Raw genomic sequence first — 16,571 nt, forward strand, 5'->3', positions numbered from 1 at the left:
CGGGCTGAAATTCAGCCCGTCCGGCGCTTGAGGACCGGGGGTCCAGGGGGCTGGCCCCCTGGTTACGGGAAGGGGCGGGGTGGGGGAAGAAAAACAGGGCCCTGGTCACCGCAAGGTGACCAGGGCCCTGAACGCTGCGCGGCGAACCTCAGTGCACGAGGTTCACCGACCGCGACGACGTGGCGCCGATCTCCTCGGCAACCTCGTTGAGCACCGACTGCGGCACGGTGTCGTCCACGGTGAGAACCGCGAGGGCCTCGCCACCGACGTCCGTCCGGGACACCTGCATGCCCGCGATGTTGATGCCCGCCTCACCGAGGATCCGCCCGACGGTGCCGACGACACCGGGCCGGTCGGTGTAGCGCAGGACGACCATGTGCTCGGCGAGCGCCAGGTCCACGTCGTACTCGCCGATCGCGACGATCTTCTGGAGGTGCTTGGGCCCGGCCAGCGTGCCGGAGACCGAGACCTCCTCGCCATCGGAGAGGGTGCCGCGCACCGTCACCACGTTGCGGTGGTCGGGCGACTCGCTGCTCGTCGTCAGGCGGACCTCGACGCCGCGCTCCTGCGCGAACAGGGGCGCGTTGACGTAGGAGACGGTCTCGTCGACGACGTCCTCGAACACGCCCTTCAGGGCGCTGAGCTCGAGCACCTTGACGTCGTGCTGGGTGATCTCGCCGTACACCTCGACGTCCAGACGGGCCGCGACCTCGCCCGCGAGGGCGGTGAAGATACGTCCCAGCTTCTCGGCGAGCGGCAGACCCGGCTTGACGTCCTCGGCGATCACGCCGCCCTGGACGTTCACCGCGTCCGGCACGAGCTCACCGGCGAGCGCGAGGCGAACCGATTTGGCGACCGCGATGCCCGCCTTCTCCTGCGCCTCGTCGGTCGAGGCACCGAGGTGCGGGGTGCACACGACCTGGTCGAACGCGAACAGCGGAGAGTCCGTGCAGGGCTCCTTCGCGTACACGTCGAGGCCGGCACCGGCGACGCGGCCCTCCTTCAGGGCCGAGTACAGCGCCTGCTCGTCGACGATGCCGCCGCGCGCGGCGTTGACGATGCGGACGGACGGCTTGACCTTGTGCAGCGCCTCGTCGCCGATCAGGCCGAGCGTCTCGGGCGTCTTCGGCAGGTGGACGGTGATGAAGTCCGAGACCTCGAGCAGCTCGTCGAGGGAGACGACCTTCACGCCCATCTGCGCGGCACGCGCGGGCTGCACATAGGGGTCGTACGCGACGATCTTCATGCCGAACGCGGACATGCGCTGCGCGACCAGCGCGCCGATGCGGCCGAGGCCGACGACGCCGAGGGTCTTCTCGGCCAGCTCGACGCCCGTGTACTTCGAGCGCTTCCACTCGCCGTTCTTGAGGGCGCCGTTCGCCTGCGGGATGTTGCGGGCGGTGGCGACGAGCAGGCCGCAGGCGAGCTCGGCGGCGGTGACGATGTTGGAGGTGGGGGCGTTGACGACCATCACGCCGGCCTTGGTGGCGGCGGAGACGTCGACGTTGTCGAGGCCGACGCCGGCTCGTGCGACGACCTTCAGCTTGTTCGCGGCGGCGATGGCCTCGGCATCGACCTTCGTCGCGGAGCGGATCAGGATGGCGTCGACCTCGGCGATCGCGGGGAGCAGCTCGGCTCGGTCCGCTCCGTTACAGTGCCGGATCTCGAAGTCCGGCCCCAGCGCGTCGACGGTGGCAGGCGACAGCTCTTCAGCGATGAGTACGACGGGTTTCGGAGACGCAGTGCTCACGTGAGTCCTCACAAGTCCCAATGCGGACGGCCGTCCCGACGGCCGCAGGCGGTGGAGGGGAGCGGCGCCGGGGAAGTGCGGGTGCCTGTACTTCCTCGGTGTCGCTTAGCCGCGTGGAAGACGCACGACGCTGTGGGCCTGAACGCGTTTCTGTGCAGTGTAGTGGCGGTTGCCGGGCGCCGTTTTCCACCTCGGCGGAAGGATCACTCATCCGTGGGTGGACGAGCTGGACAAAGCCCTTGACGGGCCACGTCGCGGGCGAAAGAACAGGGCCGCCCCGGTGTGGAGCGGCCCTGTGCCGTGCAGGACTCAGTCCTCGTTGTCGACCCAGCTCATCAGCTTGCGCAGCTTCTTGCCGGTGGTCTCGAGCAGGTGGTCCTCGTCGGCCTTCTTGTACTCGTTGTACTTCGGCAGGCCCGACTCGTACTCCTTCATCCAGTTGTTGGCGAAGGTGCCGTCCTGGATCTCGCCCAGGACCTTCTTCATCTCGGCCTTGGTGGTGTCGGTGATGATGCGCGGGCCGGTGACGTAGTCGCCCCACTCGGCGGTCTCGGAGATCGACCAGCGCATCTTCTCCAGGCCGCCCTCGTACATGAGGTCCACGATCAGCTTCAGCTCGTGGAGGCACTCGAAGTACGCGATCTCCGGCTGGTAGCCGGCCTCGACCAGGGTCTCGAAGCCCGCCTTGACCAGCGCGGCCGTGCCACCGCAGAGGACGGCCTGCTCGCCGAACAGGTCGGTCTCGGTCTCCTCGGTGAAGGTCGTCTTGATGACGCCGGCACGGGAGCCGCCGATGCCCTTGGCGTAGGAGAGGGCGAGCGCGAAGGCGTTGCCCGTGGCGTCCTGCTCGACGGCGACGATGCAGGGAACGCCGCGGCCCTCCTCGTACTGGCGGCGGACCAGGTGGCCCGGGCCCTTCGGGGCGACCATGCAGACGTCGACGCCGGCCGGGGGCTTGATGAAGCCGAAGCGGATGTTGAAGCCGTGGCCGAAGAACAGCGCGTCGCCGTCCTTCAGGTTGTCCTTGATGGACTCCTCGTAGACCTTGGCCTGGATCGGGTCCGGGACCAGGATCATGATCACGTCGGCCTCGGCGGCGGCCTCGGCCGGGGTGACGACGCGCAGGCCCTGCTCCTCGGCCTTCGCCTTGGACTTGGAGCCCTCGTGCAGGCCGACACGGACGTCGACGCCGGAGTCGCGCAGGGACAGCGCGTGGGCGTGGCCCTGGCTTCCGTAGCCGATGACCGCGACCTTGCGGCCCTGGATGATGGACAGGTCGGCGTCGTCGTCGTAGAACAGCTCGGCCACTGGGTTTCTCCTAAGTGTGCTGATGTTGCGTCCCACCGTACGGCGGGAGGGGTGCGGGAAGTTTCGGGGTCTCGGTATACGGGCGGCCGGTGCGCGCCGGCCGCCCGTTTCCGGTCATTCGCGTATTACGTCGTCCGTGTTGCGGTCGAGCTTTACTGCTCAGGCCGACCGGTCGAGGGCGCGCAGCGACCGGTCGGTGATCGAACGGGCGCCGCGGCCGATGGCGATCGTGCCGGACTGGACGAGCTCCTTGATGCCGAAGGGCTCCAGCATCTTCAGCATCGCCTCCAGCTTGTCACTGGAACCGGTGGCCTCGATGGTGACCGCCTCGGGCGAGACGTCCACGGTCTTGGCGCGGAACAGCTGGACGATCTCGACGATCTGGGAGCGGGTCTCGTTGTCGGCGCGGACCTTCACCAGAACGAGTTCACGCTGAACGGCGGAACCCGGCTCCAGTTCGACGATCTTCAGGACGTTGACGAGCTTGTTGAGCTGCTTCGTGACCTGTTCGAGCGGCAGGTCCTCGACATTCACGACGATGGTGATGCGGGAGATGTCGGGGTGCTCGGTGACGCCGACCGCGAGCGAGTCGATGTTGAAGCCGCGGCGGGAGAACAGCGCGGCGATCCGGGCGAGGATGCCGGGCTTGTTCTCGACCAGGACCGAGAGCGTGTGCTTGGACATGGTTCTCTTGGCTCTCTTTCGCGCTCAGTCGTCTTCGTTGTCGCCGAAGTCGGGGCGGACGTCCCGGGCGGCCATGATCTCGTCGTTGGAGGTGCCGGCGGCGACCATCGGCCAGACCATCGCGTCCTCGTGGACGATGAAGTCCACCACGACGGGCCGGTCGTTGATCGAGTTGGCCTCCTCGATCGCCTTGTCCAGGTCCTCGACGCGCTCGCAGCGGATCGCGTGGCAGCCCATCGCCTCGGACAGCTTCACGAAGTCCGGGACGCGGGTGCCCTTGGACTCGGGGTTGGCCGGAGCGTCCGGGCCGCTGTGCAGCACCGTGTTGGAGTAGCGCTGGTTGTAGAACAGGGTCTGCCACTGGCGGACCATGCCGAGCGCGCCGTTGTTGATGATCGCGACCTTGATCGGGATGTTGTTCAGCGCGCAGGTGGTCAGTTCCTGATTGGTCATCTGGAAGCAGCCGTCGCCGTCGATCGCCCAGACCGTACGACCCGGCTGACCGGCCTTGGCGCCCATCGCGGCCGGGACCGCGTAGCCCATGGTTCCGGCGCCGCCGGAGTTGAGCCAGGTCGCGGGCTTGTCGTACTCGATGAAGTGCGCGGACCACATCTGGTGCTGGCCGACGCCCGCCGCGAAGATCGTGTCCTTCGGCGCGAGCTGTCCGATGCGCTCGATGACCTGCTGCGGGGAGAGCGAGCCGTCCTCGGGCAGGTCGTAGCCGAGGGGGTAGGTCTCGCGCCAGCGGTTGAGGTCCTTCCACCAGGCGCTGTAGTCGCCCTGGTGGCCCTCGCTGTGCTCCTTCTGCACCGCCTGGATCAGGTCGGCGATGACCTCGCGGGCGTCACCGACGATCGGCACGTCGGCGGCGCGGTTCTTGCCGATCTCGGCGGGGTCGATGTCGGCGTGGACGATCTTGGCGTACGGGGCGAAGCTGTCCAGCTTGCCGGTGACGCGGTCGTCGAAGCGGGCTCCGAGGGCGACGATCAGGTCGGCCTTCTGCAGCGCGGTGACGGCGGTGACCGAACCGTGCATGCCCGGCATTCCCACGTGCAGCGGGTGGCTGTCGGGGAATGCGCCGAGCGCCATCAGTGTGGTGGTGACGGGCGCTCCGGTGAGTTCTGCGAGGACCTTCAGCTCGGCGGTCGCGCCGGCCTTGATGACGCCGCCGCCGACGTACAGGACCGGCCGCTTCGCGGCGGTGATCAGCTTCGCGGCCTCGCGGATCTGCTTGGCGTGCGGCTTGGTCACCGGGCGGTAGCCGGGCAGGTCCATCGTGGGCGGCCAGCTGAAGGTGGTCTGCGCCTGGAGGGCGTCCTTCGCGATGTCGACCAGGACCGGGCCCGGACGGCCGGTGGAGGCGATGTGGAACGCCTGGGCGATGATCCGCGGGATGTCCTCGGCCTTGGTGACCAGGAAGTTGTGCTTGGTGATCGGCATCGTGATGCCGACGATGTCCGCCTCCTGGAACGCGTCCGTGCCGATCGCCTTGGAGGCGACCTGCCCGGTGATCGCGACCAGCGGCACCGAGTCCATGTGCGCGTCCGCGATCGGCGTGACCAGGTTGGTCGCACCAGGACCCGACGTGGCCATGCACACGCCGACCTTGCCGGTGGCCTGCGCGTAGCCGGTGGCGGCGTGGCCGGCACCCTGCTCGTGGCGGACCAGGACGTGACGGACCCGCTTGGAGTCCATCATCGGGTCGTACGCGGGAAGGATCGCACCGCCGGGAATGCCGAATACCGTGTCGGCCCCGACCTCCTCGAGAGAACGGATGAGGGACTGCGCACCCGTCACGTGCTCGACAGGGGCGGACTGCTGCCCAGAGGAACGGGGCCGCGGCTGCGGATGGTGGGCCCCGGAGGCCTGCTCGGTCATCGGCATTCTCTTCTCGATGCTGAGGGTTTTTGCGAGGGTTGTGCAGGATGTGGCGGGTGTTGGTGCAACAAAAAACCCCTCGTGCCGGGAGGCAAGCGAGGGGAGCGCGTCGGTGCGGGCGCTGGGTGACCGGTGATCGTCCGGTGCCCTAGCTTCAGCCGACGCGCTTTCCAAGTACGAGGATTCGGGTGCGCATGGCACTGACCCTCTCCCTGCGACGCCGCGCCTGTCAAGTAGGTGGGACAGGAGTCTCATCATGTGAACGGGGAGGTGCTCCGCCCGCGAATACGGGTTCGACCGGGCCGTGCGGCACGGGGAAACGGCCGGCGGACAGGGCACGGCGCAGCCGGTACTCGTCCAGAGGGCCGGAGAAGGCCTTGCCCTGACCGTGCGTACACCCCATCGCCCGTAGAGCGACGACCTGTTCTGGCAGGTCCACGCCGTCCGCGACGGACTGCAGCCCCAGATCGGTCGCGATGCGCAGCACCCCGCTGGTGATCTTGTGCAGCCGCGCGGACTCCACGACGCCCTCGACCAGGCTGGGGTCCAGTTTCAGTACGTCGACGGGGAGCCGGCGCAGTGCGGTGATCGCCGCGTATCCGCTGCCGAGGCCGTCCAGGGCGACACGGACGCCGAGCCTGCACAGCGCGGTGAGACGGCGCTCCAGCTCGTCCAGCGAGACCCGGGGGTCGCTGTCGGCGAGCTCGATGACGAGGGCGCCGGAGGCCAGCCCGTGCCGGGTGAGCAGCGCCTCGATGGAGCTGAGCGGCATGGTGCGGTCCAGCAGGCGGCGTGCGCCCATCCGGACGGTCACGGGCACGGCGAGTCCCGCCCTGCCGCGGTCCGCGGCCTGTTTGACGGCCTCCTCCAGCGTCCAGCGGCCGATCTCGGCGGTGCGCTCGCTGTCCTCGGCTCCCCGCAGGAACTCGTCGGGGGTGAAGAGGATGCCCTGGGCGGAGCGCCAGCGGGGCTGCGCGGCGACCGATGTGATCCGGCCGGTGGCCAGGGAGACCACGGGCTGGTGGAGCAGCACGAACTCACCGGCGTGCAGCGCGCTGCGCAGCCTGCCCGCCAGCTCCGTCCTGCGGACCACGTCGGCCTGCATCTGGGGCGCGTACAGCTCGACGCGGTCCTTGCCCGCGGCCTTGGCGCGGTACATCGCGAGATCGGCGTTGCGCAGCAGCTCGCCGGCGGACAGCTCCGGTTCGGCGAAGGCGACACCGATGGAGGCGGCGACCCGGACGTCACCGCCGTCGACGGTGTAGGGCTGGGAGAGGATCACTCTCAGCCGGTCGGCGAGCTCCAGTATGTGCTGTTCGCGGGCCGCACGGTCCCGGGTGCCGTCGCCCACGATGAGGGCCGCGAACTCGTCACCGCCGAGGCGGGCGGCCGTGTCGCCCTTCCGTACGGCCTCCTGGAGCCGGCGGGCGGCCTGGACGAGGAGCTCGTCGCCCGCCTGGTGGCCGAGGCGGTCGTTGACGGCCTTGAAGCCGTCGAGGTCGATGAAGAGCACGGCTGTGCCGCGGTCGGAGCTGCGGCGGCCGCCGAGGGCGTGGCTGACGCGCTTGGTGAACAGGGCGCGGTTGGGCAGGTCGGTGAGCGGGTCGTGCTCGGCGTTGTGCTGCAACTGGGCCTGCAGGCGGACCCGTTCGGTCACGTCCCGGCTGTTCAGGATGAGGCCGCCGTGGTGGCGGTTGACCGTCGACTCCACATTGAGCCATGCGCCGGTGCCCGACCTGAAGCGGCACTCGATACGGGTCGTGGGCTCCTCGGCGTGGCTGGCGGCGAGGAAGCGGCGCACCTCGTGGACGACGCACCCCAGGTCCTCGGGGTGGATGAGCGAGGCGAGCTCGGAGCCGACCAGCTCGTCGGCCTCGCGGCCGTAGACGCCGGCGGCGGCCGGGCTGACGTACCTCAGGACGCCGTTCGGCGCGGCGATCATGATGACGTCGCTCGAGCCCTGCACCAGGGAGCGGAAGTGGTTCTCCTTCTGGGCCAGTTCATGGGTCAGGCGGAGGTTGTCGAGGAGCATGATGCCCTGGCGCACCACCAGCGCGAGCACGACGGTGCAGGCCGTGAAGAGCATGACGCGGTCGACGCTGCGGCCGTTGACGAGGTTGTAGAGGATGCCCAGCGTGCAGACGGTGGCGGCCAGATAGGGGGTGAGGGCCGCCAGCGACGTCACGAGCGGCCGCGTGGCCGGATACCGGCCCCGTCCGCCGGCGCCCGGGTGGCCGGGGATGTGCCCGTGCTCCACGCGTGCGTGGTCGGCCTCCTCCGGCTGCCCGTGCCGGCGTCCGGCCCACGGGGCGTAGGCGAGGAGCAGGGATCCCGCGAACCACCCGGCGTCCAGTAGCTGGCCGGAGTGGTAACTGTCGTGCAGCAGCGGCGAGGTGAACAGCGCGTCGCACATCACGGTCAGGGCCAGTGCTCCTATGGCGGTGTTCACCGCGGCCCGGTTGGCCGATGTGCGCCTGAAGTGCAGCGCGAGCACCATGCTGACCAGGGCGATGTCCAGCAGCGGGTAGGCGAGGGTGAACGCGGCCCGCGCCACGCCCCGCCCCTCGGACTGCGCGGTCTGCGCCAGGGCGAGGCTCCAGGACAGCGTGAGCAGGGAGCCGCCGATCAGCCAGGCGTCCAGCACGAGGCAGACCCAGCCGGACCGGGTCACCGGGCGCTTGGCGAGCACCAGCAGCCCGACGATGGCCGGTGGGGCGAAGCACAGGAAGAACAGGTCGGCGTAGCTCGGCGAGGGCATCTTCGTGTTCAGGACGACCTCGTACCAGCCCCAGACGCCGTTGCCGAGGGCTGACATCGCGGACGAGAGCGCGAACAGCAGCCACGCGGGGCGGAAGCGGCTGTGGCGGCTGCGTGCGAAGCGGAAGCACGAGACCGCCGCGGCGGCAGCGGCGGCGCTCAGCCCGAAGTCGCCCATGATCATCGCGAGCAGGTCCGAGCCCCAGCCGAACGCGGATCCCGCGGTGAAGGCGGTACACAGCAGCACCAGGACGAGCTGCGGTCCCTGCATCCTCCTCCGGCTGCCGGAGTCCGCCGGGCTCGGCGGTCCACCCTCGGCCGGCAGCAGCGTCCTGAGCGCTCCGCCCAGGACGGCGACGGGGGTCGGGCGCGAGCTCACCGGGTTGCTCCGGATGCCGCCGCTGTCCTCCACCCCCGCCGGTCCGGATGCGGATGGCCCCGGCGTCCGCACTGCCCGCGACCGGTGTGATCGCTGGGGCGGCGTCTGCGCGTCGATGGGTGCGAGGAGTGTGCTCGTGGCCCCCGCCGCGTCGGATCGTTGGTCACCAGGCCGTACATCGCCCGTCGCCCCCTTGCAGTCCGATCTATCGTCCCCGCGCCGAACTCCGCACGGCGCTACCCCTCTCGGGACGATACACCAGACTCGTCACTGTGCGACATAGTCTCTCTACGCTGCGTGACGACCCGCAAGGATCTGAACACTCAATGGAGTTGAGACACTGCGGAGAGTGTCCACGGTGGAACTATCGGCCCGTTGTGAGCACCACGTTGTCCAACGGCTCCCCCGCCGCGAAACGGTTCAGCTGTGCGGCGATGAGGCGCTTCGCACGCGGCAGGAACGCAGACGTCGGACCACCCACGTGCGGACTGATCAGCACACCGGGCGCCGTCCACAGCGGATGGCCGGGCGGCAGCGGTTCGGGATCGGTCACATCGAGGGCGGCACTGATCCTGCCGCTTTCCACCTCCGCGAGCAGGGCTTTGGTGTCGACGACGGCACCGCGCGCGACGTTCACGAGCAGCGCACCGTCCTTCATGCCCGCCAGGAAGCCGGCGTTGACCAGGCCTCTCGTCTCCGTCGTGAGCGGCGTCGTCAGGATCACGACGTCGGCGTGGGGCAGAAGTTGCGGCAGATCGGAGATGGGATGCACGGGACCGCGCTCCGTGTCGCGGGCGGAGCGCGCGACGCGCGCCACCCGCGCGCACTCAAACGGCACGAGCCGGTCCTCCACAGCGCTGCCGATGGCTCCGTATCCCACGATGAGGACTGATTTGTCGGCGAGCGCGGGATGGAAGCCGCTCTGCCAGGTCCCCGTCTGCTGCGCCCTGACGAATCCCGGGATGCCGCGGAGCGAGGCCAGGGTGAGCGTGAGCGCCAGTTCGGCCGTACTGGCCTCGTGGACCCCGCGCGCATTGCACAGCCGCACCCCCGCCGGGAGCTGTGCCATCACACCGAGTACGTCGTCGACGCCGGCCGTGAGCGTCTGGACGACCCGGACCCCGGACATGGCCGCCATGGGCCCGGTCTTCGCCGACACGGGCCGCATGTACGGCACCACGTAGAAGACGCAGTCCCGCGGGTCCGCCGGGTAGTCCCCGCCGCTCTCCCCACCGCCCGGACCTCCGTCCCAGAAGCGGTAGTCGAACATCTCGGGGAGGCCTTCGATCTCCTCGGCCGGGACGGGAAGCCACACATCTGCACTCATGGCCACGAGGCTATGCGAAGGCCCGGCGGGCACAGAGGTTAGTTTGGGGAACCTCTCGGACAGGCAGTGGGAGGATTCCGCAGGTGGAGCGCAGGACGATCGGCGCGGGAGCGCTCGAAGTGGGCGCGATCGGACTCGGATGCATGCCGATGAGCTGGGCGTACACCGCCTCCCGGCAGCGCGGCGACGAGTCGCTGCGGACGGTGCACGCGGCGCTGGACCGGGGCTCGACGCTGCTGGACACCGCGGACATGTACGGCCCGTTCACCAATGAACTGCTGCTCGGCCGCGTGCTGAAGGAGCGTCGCGGGGACGCGTTCGTGTCGACCAAGTGCGGGCTCCTGGTGGGCGAGCAGCACATCGTGGCCAACGGCCGCCCCGGCTATGTGAAGCGGGCGTGCGACGCCTCGCTGCGGCGGCTGCAGACCGACACCATCGACCTCTACCAGCTGCACCGCACCGATCCCGAGGTGCCCGTCGAGGAGACCTGGGGTGCGATGGCCGAGCTCGTCGCGGCCGGGAAGGTACGGGCGCTGGGGCTGTGCGCGGTGGGTGCCCGCGCCTCGCGGCGCATGGGCTCCCGGATGCATGACGGAACGATCCGGCTCCTCGAGCGGGTGCAGCAGGTCTTCCCGGTGAGCGCGGTGCAGGCCGAGTTGTCGGTGTGGTCGCCCGAGGCGCTGGACGCGCTGCTGCCGTGGTGCGAGGCCCGGGGTGTGGGTTTCCTGGCCGCCATGCCCCTGGGCAACGGCTTCCTCACGGGCACGCTGACGCCCGGCGGGGGCTTCGAGCCGGACGACGTGCGGGCCCGCCACCCCCGCTTCACGGCGGAGATGATGGCGGCCAACCAGCCGATCGTGGCGGGGCTGCGGCGGATAGCGGAGCGGCCCGGGGGCCGGGACGGGCGCCAAGTGACCACGGCGCAGGTGGCGCTGGCGTGGGTGCTTGCGCAGGGCCGGCATGTGGTGCCGGTGCCCGGCGCCAAGCATGAGCGCTGGGCCGTCGAGAACGCGGGGGCGGCCGGACTGCAGCTGACGCGGCAGGACCTCGCGGAGATCGCCGCGCTGCCCGCGGCGCGGGGGTCGTGGGACTGACGGGGTGCAGGCTGAAACAGCCCGTCCGGCGCTTGAGGACGAGCCCGTCAGGGCGATCAGGGGTCTGGGCGGAGCCTCAGCGCTCCCGGGCGCCCGGCTGCCCGCCCCCTGGCGCCCCGGCTCCCCGGCCGAAAAGACCGTGTCGTCGGGAACCTTGGGCACTCCTCAGCGGTGTAGACAGGAAGAGCCCACGTGTCGACGCCGCCCCGAAGGGACCCTGATCGTGGAACGTCGAGCTGTGACCGCCGTGCTGACCGCAGCCGCGCTCCTGCTGGCGGGCGGGTGCTCCTCCGGCGGCGGCGAGCGGTCGGACGACGGCAGGAGTTCGTCCCCGAGCGCGTCGGAGCCGGTGTCGTCGCCCTCGGACACGGCGCACGAGGACGTCCCGCCCGCCAAGGGCTCCGCGAAGGTCGTCCGCACGGTCACCGAGGGCCTGAAGTCCCCGTGGGGCCTCGCCGAGCTGCCCGACGGCGACCTGCTGGTGTCCTCGCGCGACGAGGGGACGATCACCCGCGTCGACACGGACAGCGGCAGGAAGACCGAGATCGGCTCGGTGCCCGGCGTGGCCCCGGCAGGCGAGGGCGGCCTGCTGGGCCTCGCCCTCTCCCCCACGTACGCCTCGGACCACATGGTCTACGCGTACTTCACGACCGAGTCGGACAACCGCATCGCCCGCATGCTGTACGACGACAAGAAGCCCGCGGGCGAGCAACTGGGCGCGCCCGACACCGTCTTCAAGGGCATCCCGAAGGGCGTCATCCACAACGGCGGCCGGATCGCGTTCGGCCCGGACAAGATGCTGTACGCGGGCACGGGCGAGACGGGTGACACCGGCCTCGCGCAGGACAAGAAGTCGCCGGGCGGCAAGATCCTGCGCCTCACTCCGGACGGCGAGCCCGCGCCGGGCAATCCGTTCGGCGGCGACTCACCGGTGTATTCGTACGGGCACCGCAACGTGCAGGGCCTCGCCTGGGACGAGGACAAGCGCCTGTGGGCGTCGGAGTTCGGGCAGAACACCTGGGACGAGCTGAACCTGATCGTGCCGGGCGGCAACTACGGCTGGCCCGAGGTGGAGGGCAAGGGCGGCGATTCCCGCTTCCACGACCCGGTGGCCCAGTGGAGGACCGACGAGGCCTCACCGAGCGGCATCGCGTACGCGAAGGGGTCCATCTGGATGGCAGCGCTGCGGGGCCAGCGGCTGTGGCGGATCCCTCTCGACGGCACGAAGGTGTCGGCGGACCCGCAGGCGTTCTTCAAGGGGAAGTACGGCAGGCTGCGCACGGTCGTGTCCGCGGGCGGAGACAAGCTGTGGCTCGTGACGAGTGAGACGGACGGCCGGGGGTCGCCGGAGGCCGGGGACGACCGGATCCTCGAGGTGGAGGTGACGTAGGCGCCGGGCGGCGGAGCGTATGCCGTCAGTCCTGGTCGGCCCCGGCAGGTCCGCTCTCTTCCGGCTCCTGGGACGTCTGCCCGGGCAGCCGTACGACGACCTTGCCCGAAGCCAGGTCGATGGGACCGCGCCCCGGGTCGCCGTCCCCGGCGTCCTGCCGGGTCAGCTCCAGCCGGTTCTGCTCATCCTGGGTGTGCTTGCGCCCCGGCGCGAAGATCTCCTCGAAGGCGTTGAACATCGGCACCTCCCCGGACCGGGACTCCGGTCCTCGCTATGCGTCGTCGATCAGCGACCGGCCGAGGACCGCCACGGACTCGTTGCCTGCCCGCCATCATCCTGCGGCGAGCCGGTCCCCGGGCTCGTCCGGAAACAGCCGCAGCCGATGCGCCACCGCCGCGGCCTCGCCGCGCCCCGAGACCCCCAGCTTGGCGAGGATGTTGGAGACGTGGACGCTGGCCGTCTTCGGGGAGATGAACAGCTCCTCGGCTATCTGCCGGTTGCTGCGGCCCACGGCGACCAGGCGCAGTACGTCCCGCTCCCGGCTGGTCAGGCCTAGGGAACCGGCCGGGTCGGCGGGGACGGGTGCCACGGCGTGGGTGAGCGTCAGGCGGGCGCGCTGGGCCAGCAGGGCCACCGACTCGGCGAGCGGGCGGGCGCCCAGGTGCTCGGCGACGGCCATGGAATTCCGCAGCAGTTCGGCGGCTTCGGCGCGGCCGTCCTCGCTCGCTCCGCAGGTCAGGACGGCCTCCGCGAGCCGGTAGCGGACGCGCGCGAGGTCGTAGGGGCGCTCCAGCGGACGGAACGCCTCTATGACTTCCGCCCAGAGCTCGATGACGTTGCGCCCCTCGGCGCGCCGCAGCTCCGCGCGGACCCACTGGTCGTACGCCGACCACACCGGGACCCCCGTGGCGAGCGACCTGGCGGCGGTGCGGATGCGGTCCAGGACCTCGGCGCGGCCCGCCTCGGCGACCGGCAGCCCGCGCGCGTCGGCCTCGGTCGTGGCGGCGGCCAGCAGCAGCGGCCATCCGTAGCGCTGGGTGCCGAGCGGGAAGCCCGCGGTGAGAACCCTGTCGAGCTCGGCACGGGCGTCGAGTATGCGGCCCTCGCCCGCGGCCACGCCGATGGCGATGCGGGCGAGCGGCAGGGACTGCTGCGGCATGGCGTCGTGCGTGCCGAAGTGGTCATGGGCGGCGGCCAGGTGACGGGCCGCCTCGGCGATGCGGCCCCGGGCCAGGGCGAGATAGGCGAACCGCGTGGCACCCATGGCCCGGGACTTCGAGCTCTGACCGGTGCGCTGGGCGCGGGTCGCGGCGTCGGCCGCCTCGTCCCACCGGCCGAGGGCGTACAGCGACTCCGAGAGGTTGCTCCACACCCACGCCTCGGAGTCCAGCACGCCGAGCTTGCGGCAGATCTCGACGCCCTCCTTCAGGATGTCGACGGCTTCCCGTGAGCGGCCGACTCCCTCCAGGTGGGACGGCAGGTTCACATAGCAGCGGCCGATGACCGCGGGGACTGCGAGCTCGAGGACCCGTTCCTTGACCGCGTACATCTCGGCGAGCCCGGCCTCCACGTCGCCCGCGTCGACCATGAGGCCGCCGCGGGTGAGCCGCGCGGTCATCTCGATGTCGCGGGCCCCGACCATGCGCGCATACTCCACTGCGCGCTCCGCGGCCATCACGGCGTCCGGGCCCGGCTCGTGCAGCATCGACCAGCCCGCGACATTGGCCAGGACGTCGGCGTGCACCTCGGACGGCGGCAGCCCGCGCACCAGTTCCTGGGCGGTGGCGAGCTCCTTCCAGCCGTCGCCGCGGCCCTGGTTGCGCACCAGACTGGACCGCTGGACCCAGAACCAGGCGGCACGAAGGGGGTCCCGCTCCTCCTCGAGCAGGCGCAGAGCCCGCTTGGTGATCTTCAGAGCGCGCTCCCGCTCCCCGCACAGCCGCCCCGCGACGGCCGCCTCGGCCATCAGGTCCAGATAGCGCAGCGGTGTGGTGGCCGGGTCGCAGCCGCAGGGAGGGTAGACCTCGGTGTAGTCGACGGGACGCAGCTCCGCCCGTACATCCTCGGGGGAGGCGTCCCACAGCTCCATGGCCCGTTCGAGGAGCCGCAGTTGCTCGGAGTACGCATGGCGGCTGCGGGCCTCGACGGAGGCGCGCAGCACGGCGGGCAGCGCCTTGGCGGCGTCGTGCGCGTGGTACCAGTAGCTGGCGAGGCGGGCGGCGCGCTGGTCGGCGGGGACGAGCGACGGGTCGGCCTCCAGCGCCTCGGCATAGCGCCGGTTGAGGCGGGAGCGCTCGCCGGGCAGCAGATCGTCGCTGACGGCCTCGCGGACGAGGGAGTGCCGGAAGCGGTAGCCGTCGCCGTCGGGTGCCGCGAGCAGGATGTTGGCGCCGACCGCGGCCCGCAGCGCCTCGATCAGGTCGTCCTCGGCGAGCCCCGCCACGGCCGCGAGCAGCGGATACTCGACGGTGGATCCGCCCTCGGCCGCGAGGCGCGCGATCCGCTGGGCGTGCTCGGGGAGCGCCTCGACGCGGACCAGGAGCAGATCGCGGAGCGAGTCGGTGAGCCCGGGGCTGCAGCCCTCGTGCGCGGCGACGGCGAGCTCCTCGACGAAGAAGGCGTTGCCGTCGGACCGTTCGAAGATGTCGTCCACCTGGGACGCGTCGGGCTCGCGGGCGAGGATGCCGGCGATCTGGCGGCCCACCTCGTCGCGGCTGAACCGGCCCAGCTCGATGCGCCGGACGCTGCGCAGCCGGTCGAGCTCGGCGAGCAGGGGCCGCAGCGGGTGGCGGCGGTGGATGTCGTCCGCGCGGTAGGTGCCGATGACGACGAGGCGGCCGCTGCGGAGCGTACGGAAGAGATAGGCGAGGAGGTGGCGGGTCGAGGCGTCGGCCCAGTGCAGGTCCTCCAGGACGACGACGACCGTGCGGTCTGCGGCGAGCCGCTCGAGCAGGCGCGCGGTGAGCTCGAAAAGGCTTGCCACGCCCTCCTCGTCGTGCCGGCCGTGCGGTCGGCGGGGCGCCTCGGCCAGCTCGGGGAGCAGCCGGGCCAGTTCCTCCTCCTGACCGGCGGCCGCGGCGGCCAGCTCGTCGGGCAATTGCCTGCGCAGGGCGCGCAGCGCCGTGGAGAAAGGCGCGAACGGCAGGCCGTCCGCGCCTATTTCGACGCAGCCGCCGACCGCGACGACGGCGCCCTCGAGGCGCGCCCTGGCGGCGAACTCCTCGATGAGCCGCGTCTTGCCCACCCCTGCCTCGCCGCCGACGAGCAGCGACTGCGGCTCCCCCGGCGGCTCGCCCGCGGTGGCGGGCGACGGGAAGGCACCCCCGCCGGCGGCCCGGGCGAGGGCGTTGTTCAGTGCGCCCAGTTCATCGGTGCGGCCGACGAACACCGGGCTGACGGACCTGGTCTCCACATCGCCGAGCATCGCACAGGGGTCTGACACTGCGGCACCCGATATTCGTGCTGTGGCATGCAGGGCAGGCGCGTTGGCCGGTCGGATCGCAGCCACGGCGGTGCTCACCGCCTGCGCGGCGACCGCCCCGGTTCCGCCCTCCCCGGCGCCCCTCATGCCGTGGGGGCGAACTGCGACCGGTGCGGCTCCTGGCTCTCGCCGCGGCTGTCTCCCAAAGGCCCCTGCCTGTCCTGCCCACTCACCCGCCTTTCGCCTTCGTCGCGCGCGGAGCGCCGGGCGGCGCGGCGGGCCTCACGGGCCTCGCGCAGCAGCCGGCCTCGCTCGGCCTTACGGATCAGCTCGGCGTGGCGCACCTCGTGCATTTCGTACTCGAACATCTCGTACCCCTCGTGACGAGCCGGTTTGTCGGCCTCGCTGTCTGCGATGCCTCAACCTTCGTCTCCCAGGGGCCCGCGCCACATCGGGAGAGTGCCGCATCTTGCACGCATGAGGGGCCTTAGGGCGCGTATCGAGTCGTGATCAATCTGCGCGATCCGCCCTCGCGGAGGGGCCTGGGCCGGTAGATCTTCTTGCGTGACGCGAGTGCAACTGA

Annotated in this window: 11 protein-coding genes; 2 read left to right on the top strand and 9 right to left on the bottom strand. The window is 70.9% G+C overall.

Annotation, left to right across the window (positions count from 1 at the left end):
• Positions 1 to 148: 148 nt before the first annotated feature.
• The 6 genes from serA to ACWD4J_RS43520 all read right to left on the bottom strand — a co-directional run bounded on the left by serA (position 149) and on the right by ACWD4J_RS43520 (position 10,071).
• Entirely contained in the window at positions 149 to 1,750 is a 1,602-nt protein-coding gene (gene serA / locus ACWD4J_RS43495; protein WP_451401092.1) for a phosphoglycerate dehydrogenase, read from the bottom strand.
• Between the two features lie 309 nt (positions 1,751 to 2,059).
• The gene (gene ilvC / locus ACWD4J_RS43500; protein ID WP_451401093.1) at positions 2,060 to 3,058 is read right to left on the bottom strand and encodes a ketol-acid reductoisomerase; all 999 of its coding nucleotides are present in this window, start codon (positions 3,056 to 3,058) and stop codon (positions 2,060 to 2,062) included.
• A 159-nt stretch (positions 3,059 to 3,217) separates the two neighbouring features.
• Positions 3,218 to 3,742: an acetolactate synthase small subunit gene (ilvN, locus tag ACWD4J_RS43505; RefSeq protein WP_067271974.1), complete on the bottom strand. Its 525-nt coding sequence runs from the start codon at positions 3,740 to 3,742 to the stop codon at positions 3,218 to 3,220.
• A 24-nt stretch (positions 3,743 to 3,766) separates the two neighbouring features.
• On the bottom strand, positions 3,767 to 5,620 hold the full coding sequence (locus ACWD4J_RS43510) for an acetolactate synthase large subunit (RefSeq protein ID WP_451401094.1): 1,854 nt from the start codon (positions 5,618 to 5,620) through the stop codon (positions 3,767 to 3,769).
• A 229-nt stretch (positions 5,621 to 5,849) separates the two neighbouring features.
• Complete coding sequence (locus ACWD4J_RS43515; RefSeq protein WP_451401095.1) at positions 5,850 to 8,756, bottom strand: putative bifunctional diguanylate cyclase/phosphodiesterase; 2,907 nt, start codon at positions 8,754 to 8,756, stop codon at positions 5,850 to 5,852.
• Positions 8,757 to 9,120: 364 nt separating this feature from the next.
• On the bottom strand, positions 9,121 to 10,071 hold the full coding sequence (locus ACWD4J_RS43520) for a 2-hydroxyacid dehydrogenase (protein WP_451401099.1): 951 nt from the start codon (positions 10,069 to 10,071) through the stop codon (positions 9,121 to 9,123).
• Positions 10,072 to 10,166: 95 nt separating this feature from the next.
• Between ACWD4J_RS43520 and ACWD4J_RS43525 the strand changes: the two genes are divergently transcribed.
• A complete protein-coding gene (locus ACWD4J_RS43525; RefSeq protein ID WP_451401096.1) occupies positions 10,167 to 11,177 on the top strand; it encodes an aldo/keto reductase in 1,011 nt (336 codons plus the stop codon).
• A 217-nt stretch (positions 11,178 to 11,394) separates the two neighbouring features.
• Complete coding sequence (locus ACWD4J_RS43530) at positions 11,395 to 12,567, top strand: PQQ-dependent sugar dehydrogenase (RefSeq protein ID WP_451401100.1); 1,173 nt, start codon at positions 11,395 to 11,397, stop codon at positions 12,565 to 12,567.
• A 25-nt stretch (positions 12,568 to 12,592) separates the two neighbouring features.
• Here ACWD4J_RS43530 and ACWD4J_RS43535 read toward each other — a convergent pair whose 3' ends face one another.
• From ACWD4J_RS43535 to ACWD4J_RS43545, 3 genes are all read right to left on the bottom strand, one after another.
• Entirely contained in the window at positions 12,593 to 12,805 is a 213-nt protein-coding gene (locus ACWD4J_RS43535; protein WP_451401097.1) for a DUF6191 domain-containing protein, read from the bottom strand.
• A gap of 93 nt (positions 12,806 to 12,898) precedes the next feature.
• On the bottom strand, positions 12,899 to 15,991 hold the full coding sequence (locus ACWD4J_RS43540; RefSeq protein WP_451401101.1) for a helix-turn-helix transcriptional regulator: 3,093 nt from the start codon (positions 15,989 to 15,991) through the stop codon (positions 12,899 to 12,901).
• A 140-nt stretch (positions 15,992 to 16,131) separates the two neighbouring features.
• On the bottom strand, positions 16,132 to 16,356 hold the full coding sequence (locus ACWD4J_RS43545) for a hypothetical protein (RefSeq protein WP_451401098.1): 225 nt from the start codon (positions 16,354 to 16,356) through the stop codon (positions 16,132 to 16,134).
• Between the last annotated feature and the right edge of the window lie 215 nt (positions 16,357 to 16,571).

The sequence above is a fragment of the Streptomyces sp. NPDC002577 genome (assembly GCF_053594815.1).

Bases quoted from the DNA above. Each gene is read 5' to 3' on its own strand.
- ACWD4J_RS43545 (WP_451401098.1), bottom strand. From the start codon at position 16,356: ATGTTCGAGTACGAAATGCACGAGGTGCGCCACGCCGAGCTGATCCGT.
- ACWD4J_RS43535 (WP_451401097.1), bottom strand. From the start codon at position 12,805: ATGTTCAACGCCTTCGAGGAGATCTTCGCGCCGGGGCGCAAGCACACC.
- ACWD4J_RS43540 (WP_451401101.1), bottom strand. From the start codon at position 15,991: ATGCTCGGCGATGTGGAGACCAGGTCCGTCAGCCCGGTGTTCGTCGGC.
- ACWD4J_RS43510 (WP_451401094.1), bottom strand. From the start codon at position 5,620: ATGACCGAGCAGGCCTCCGGGGCCCACCATCCGCAGCCGCGGCCCCGT.
- ilvN (WP_067271974.1), bottom strand. From the start codon at position 3,742: ATGTCCAAGCACACGCTCTCGGTCCTGGTCGAGAACAAGCCCGGCATC.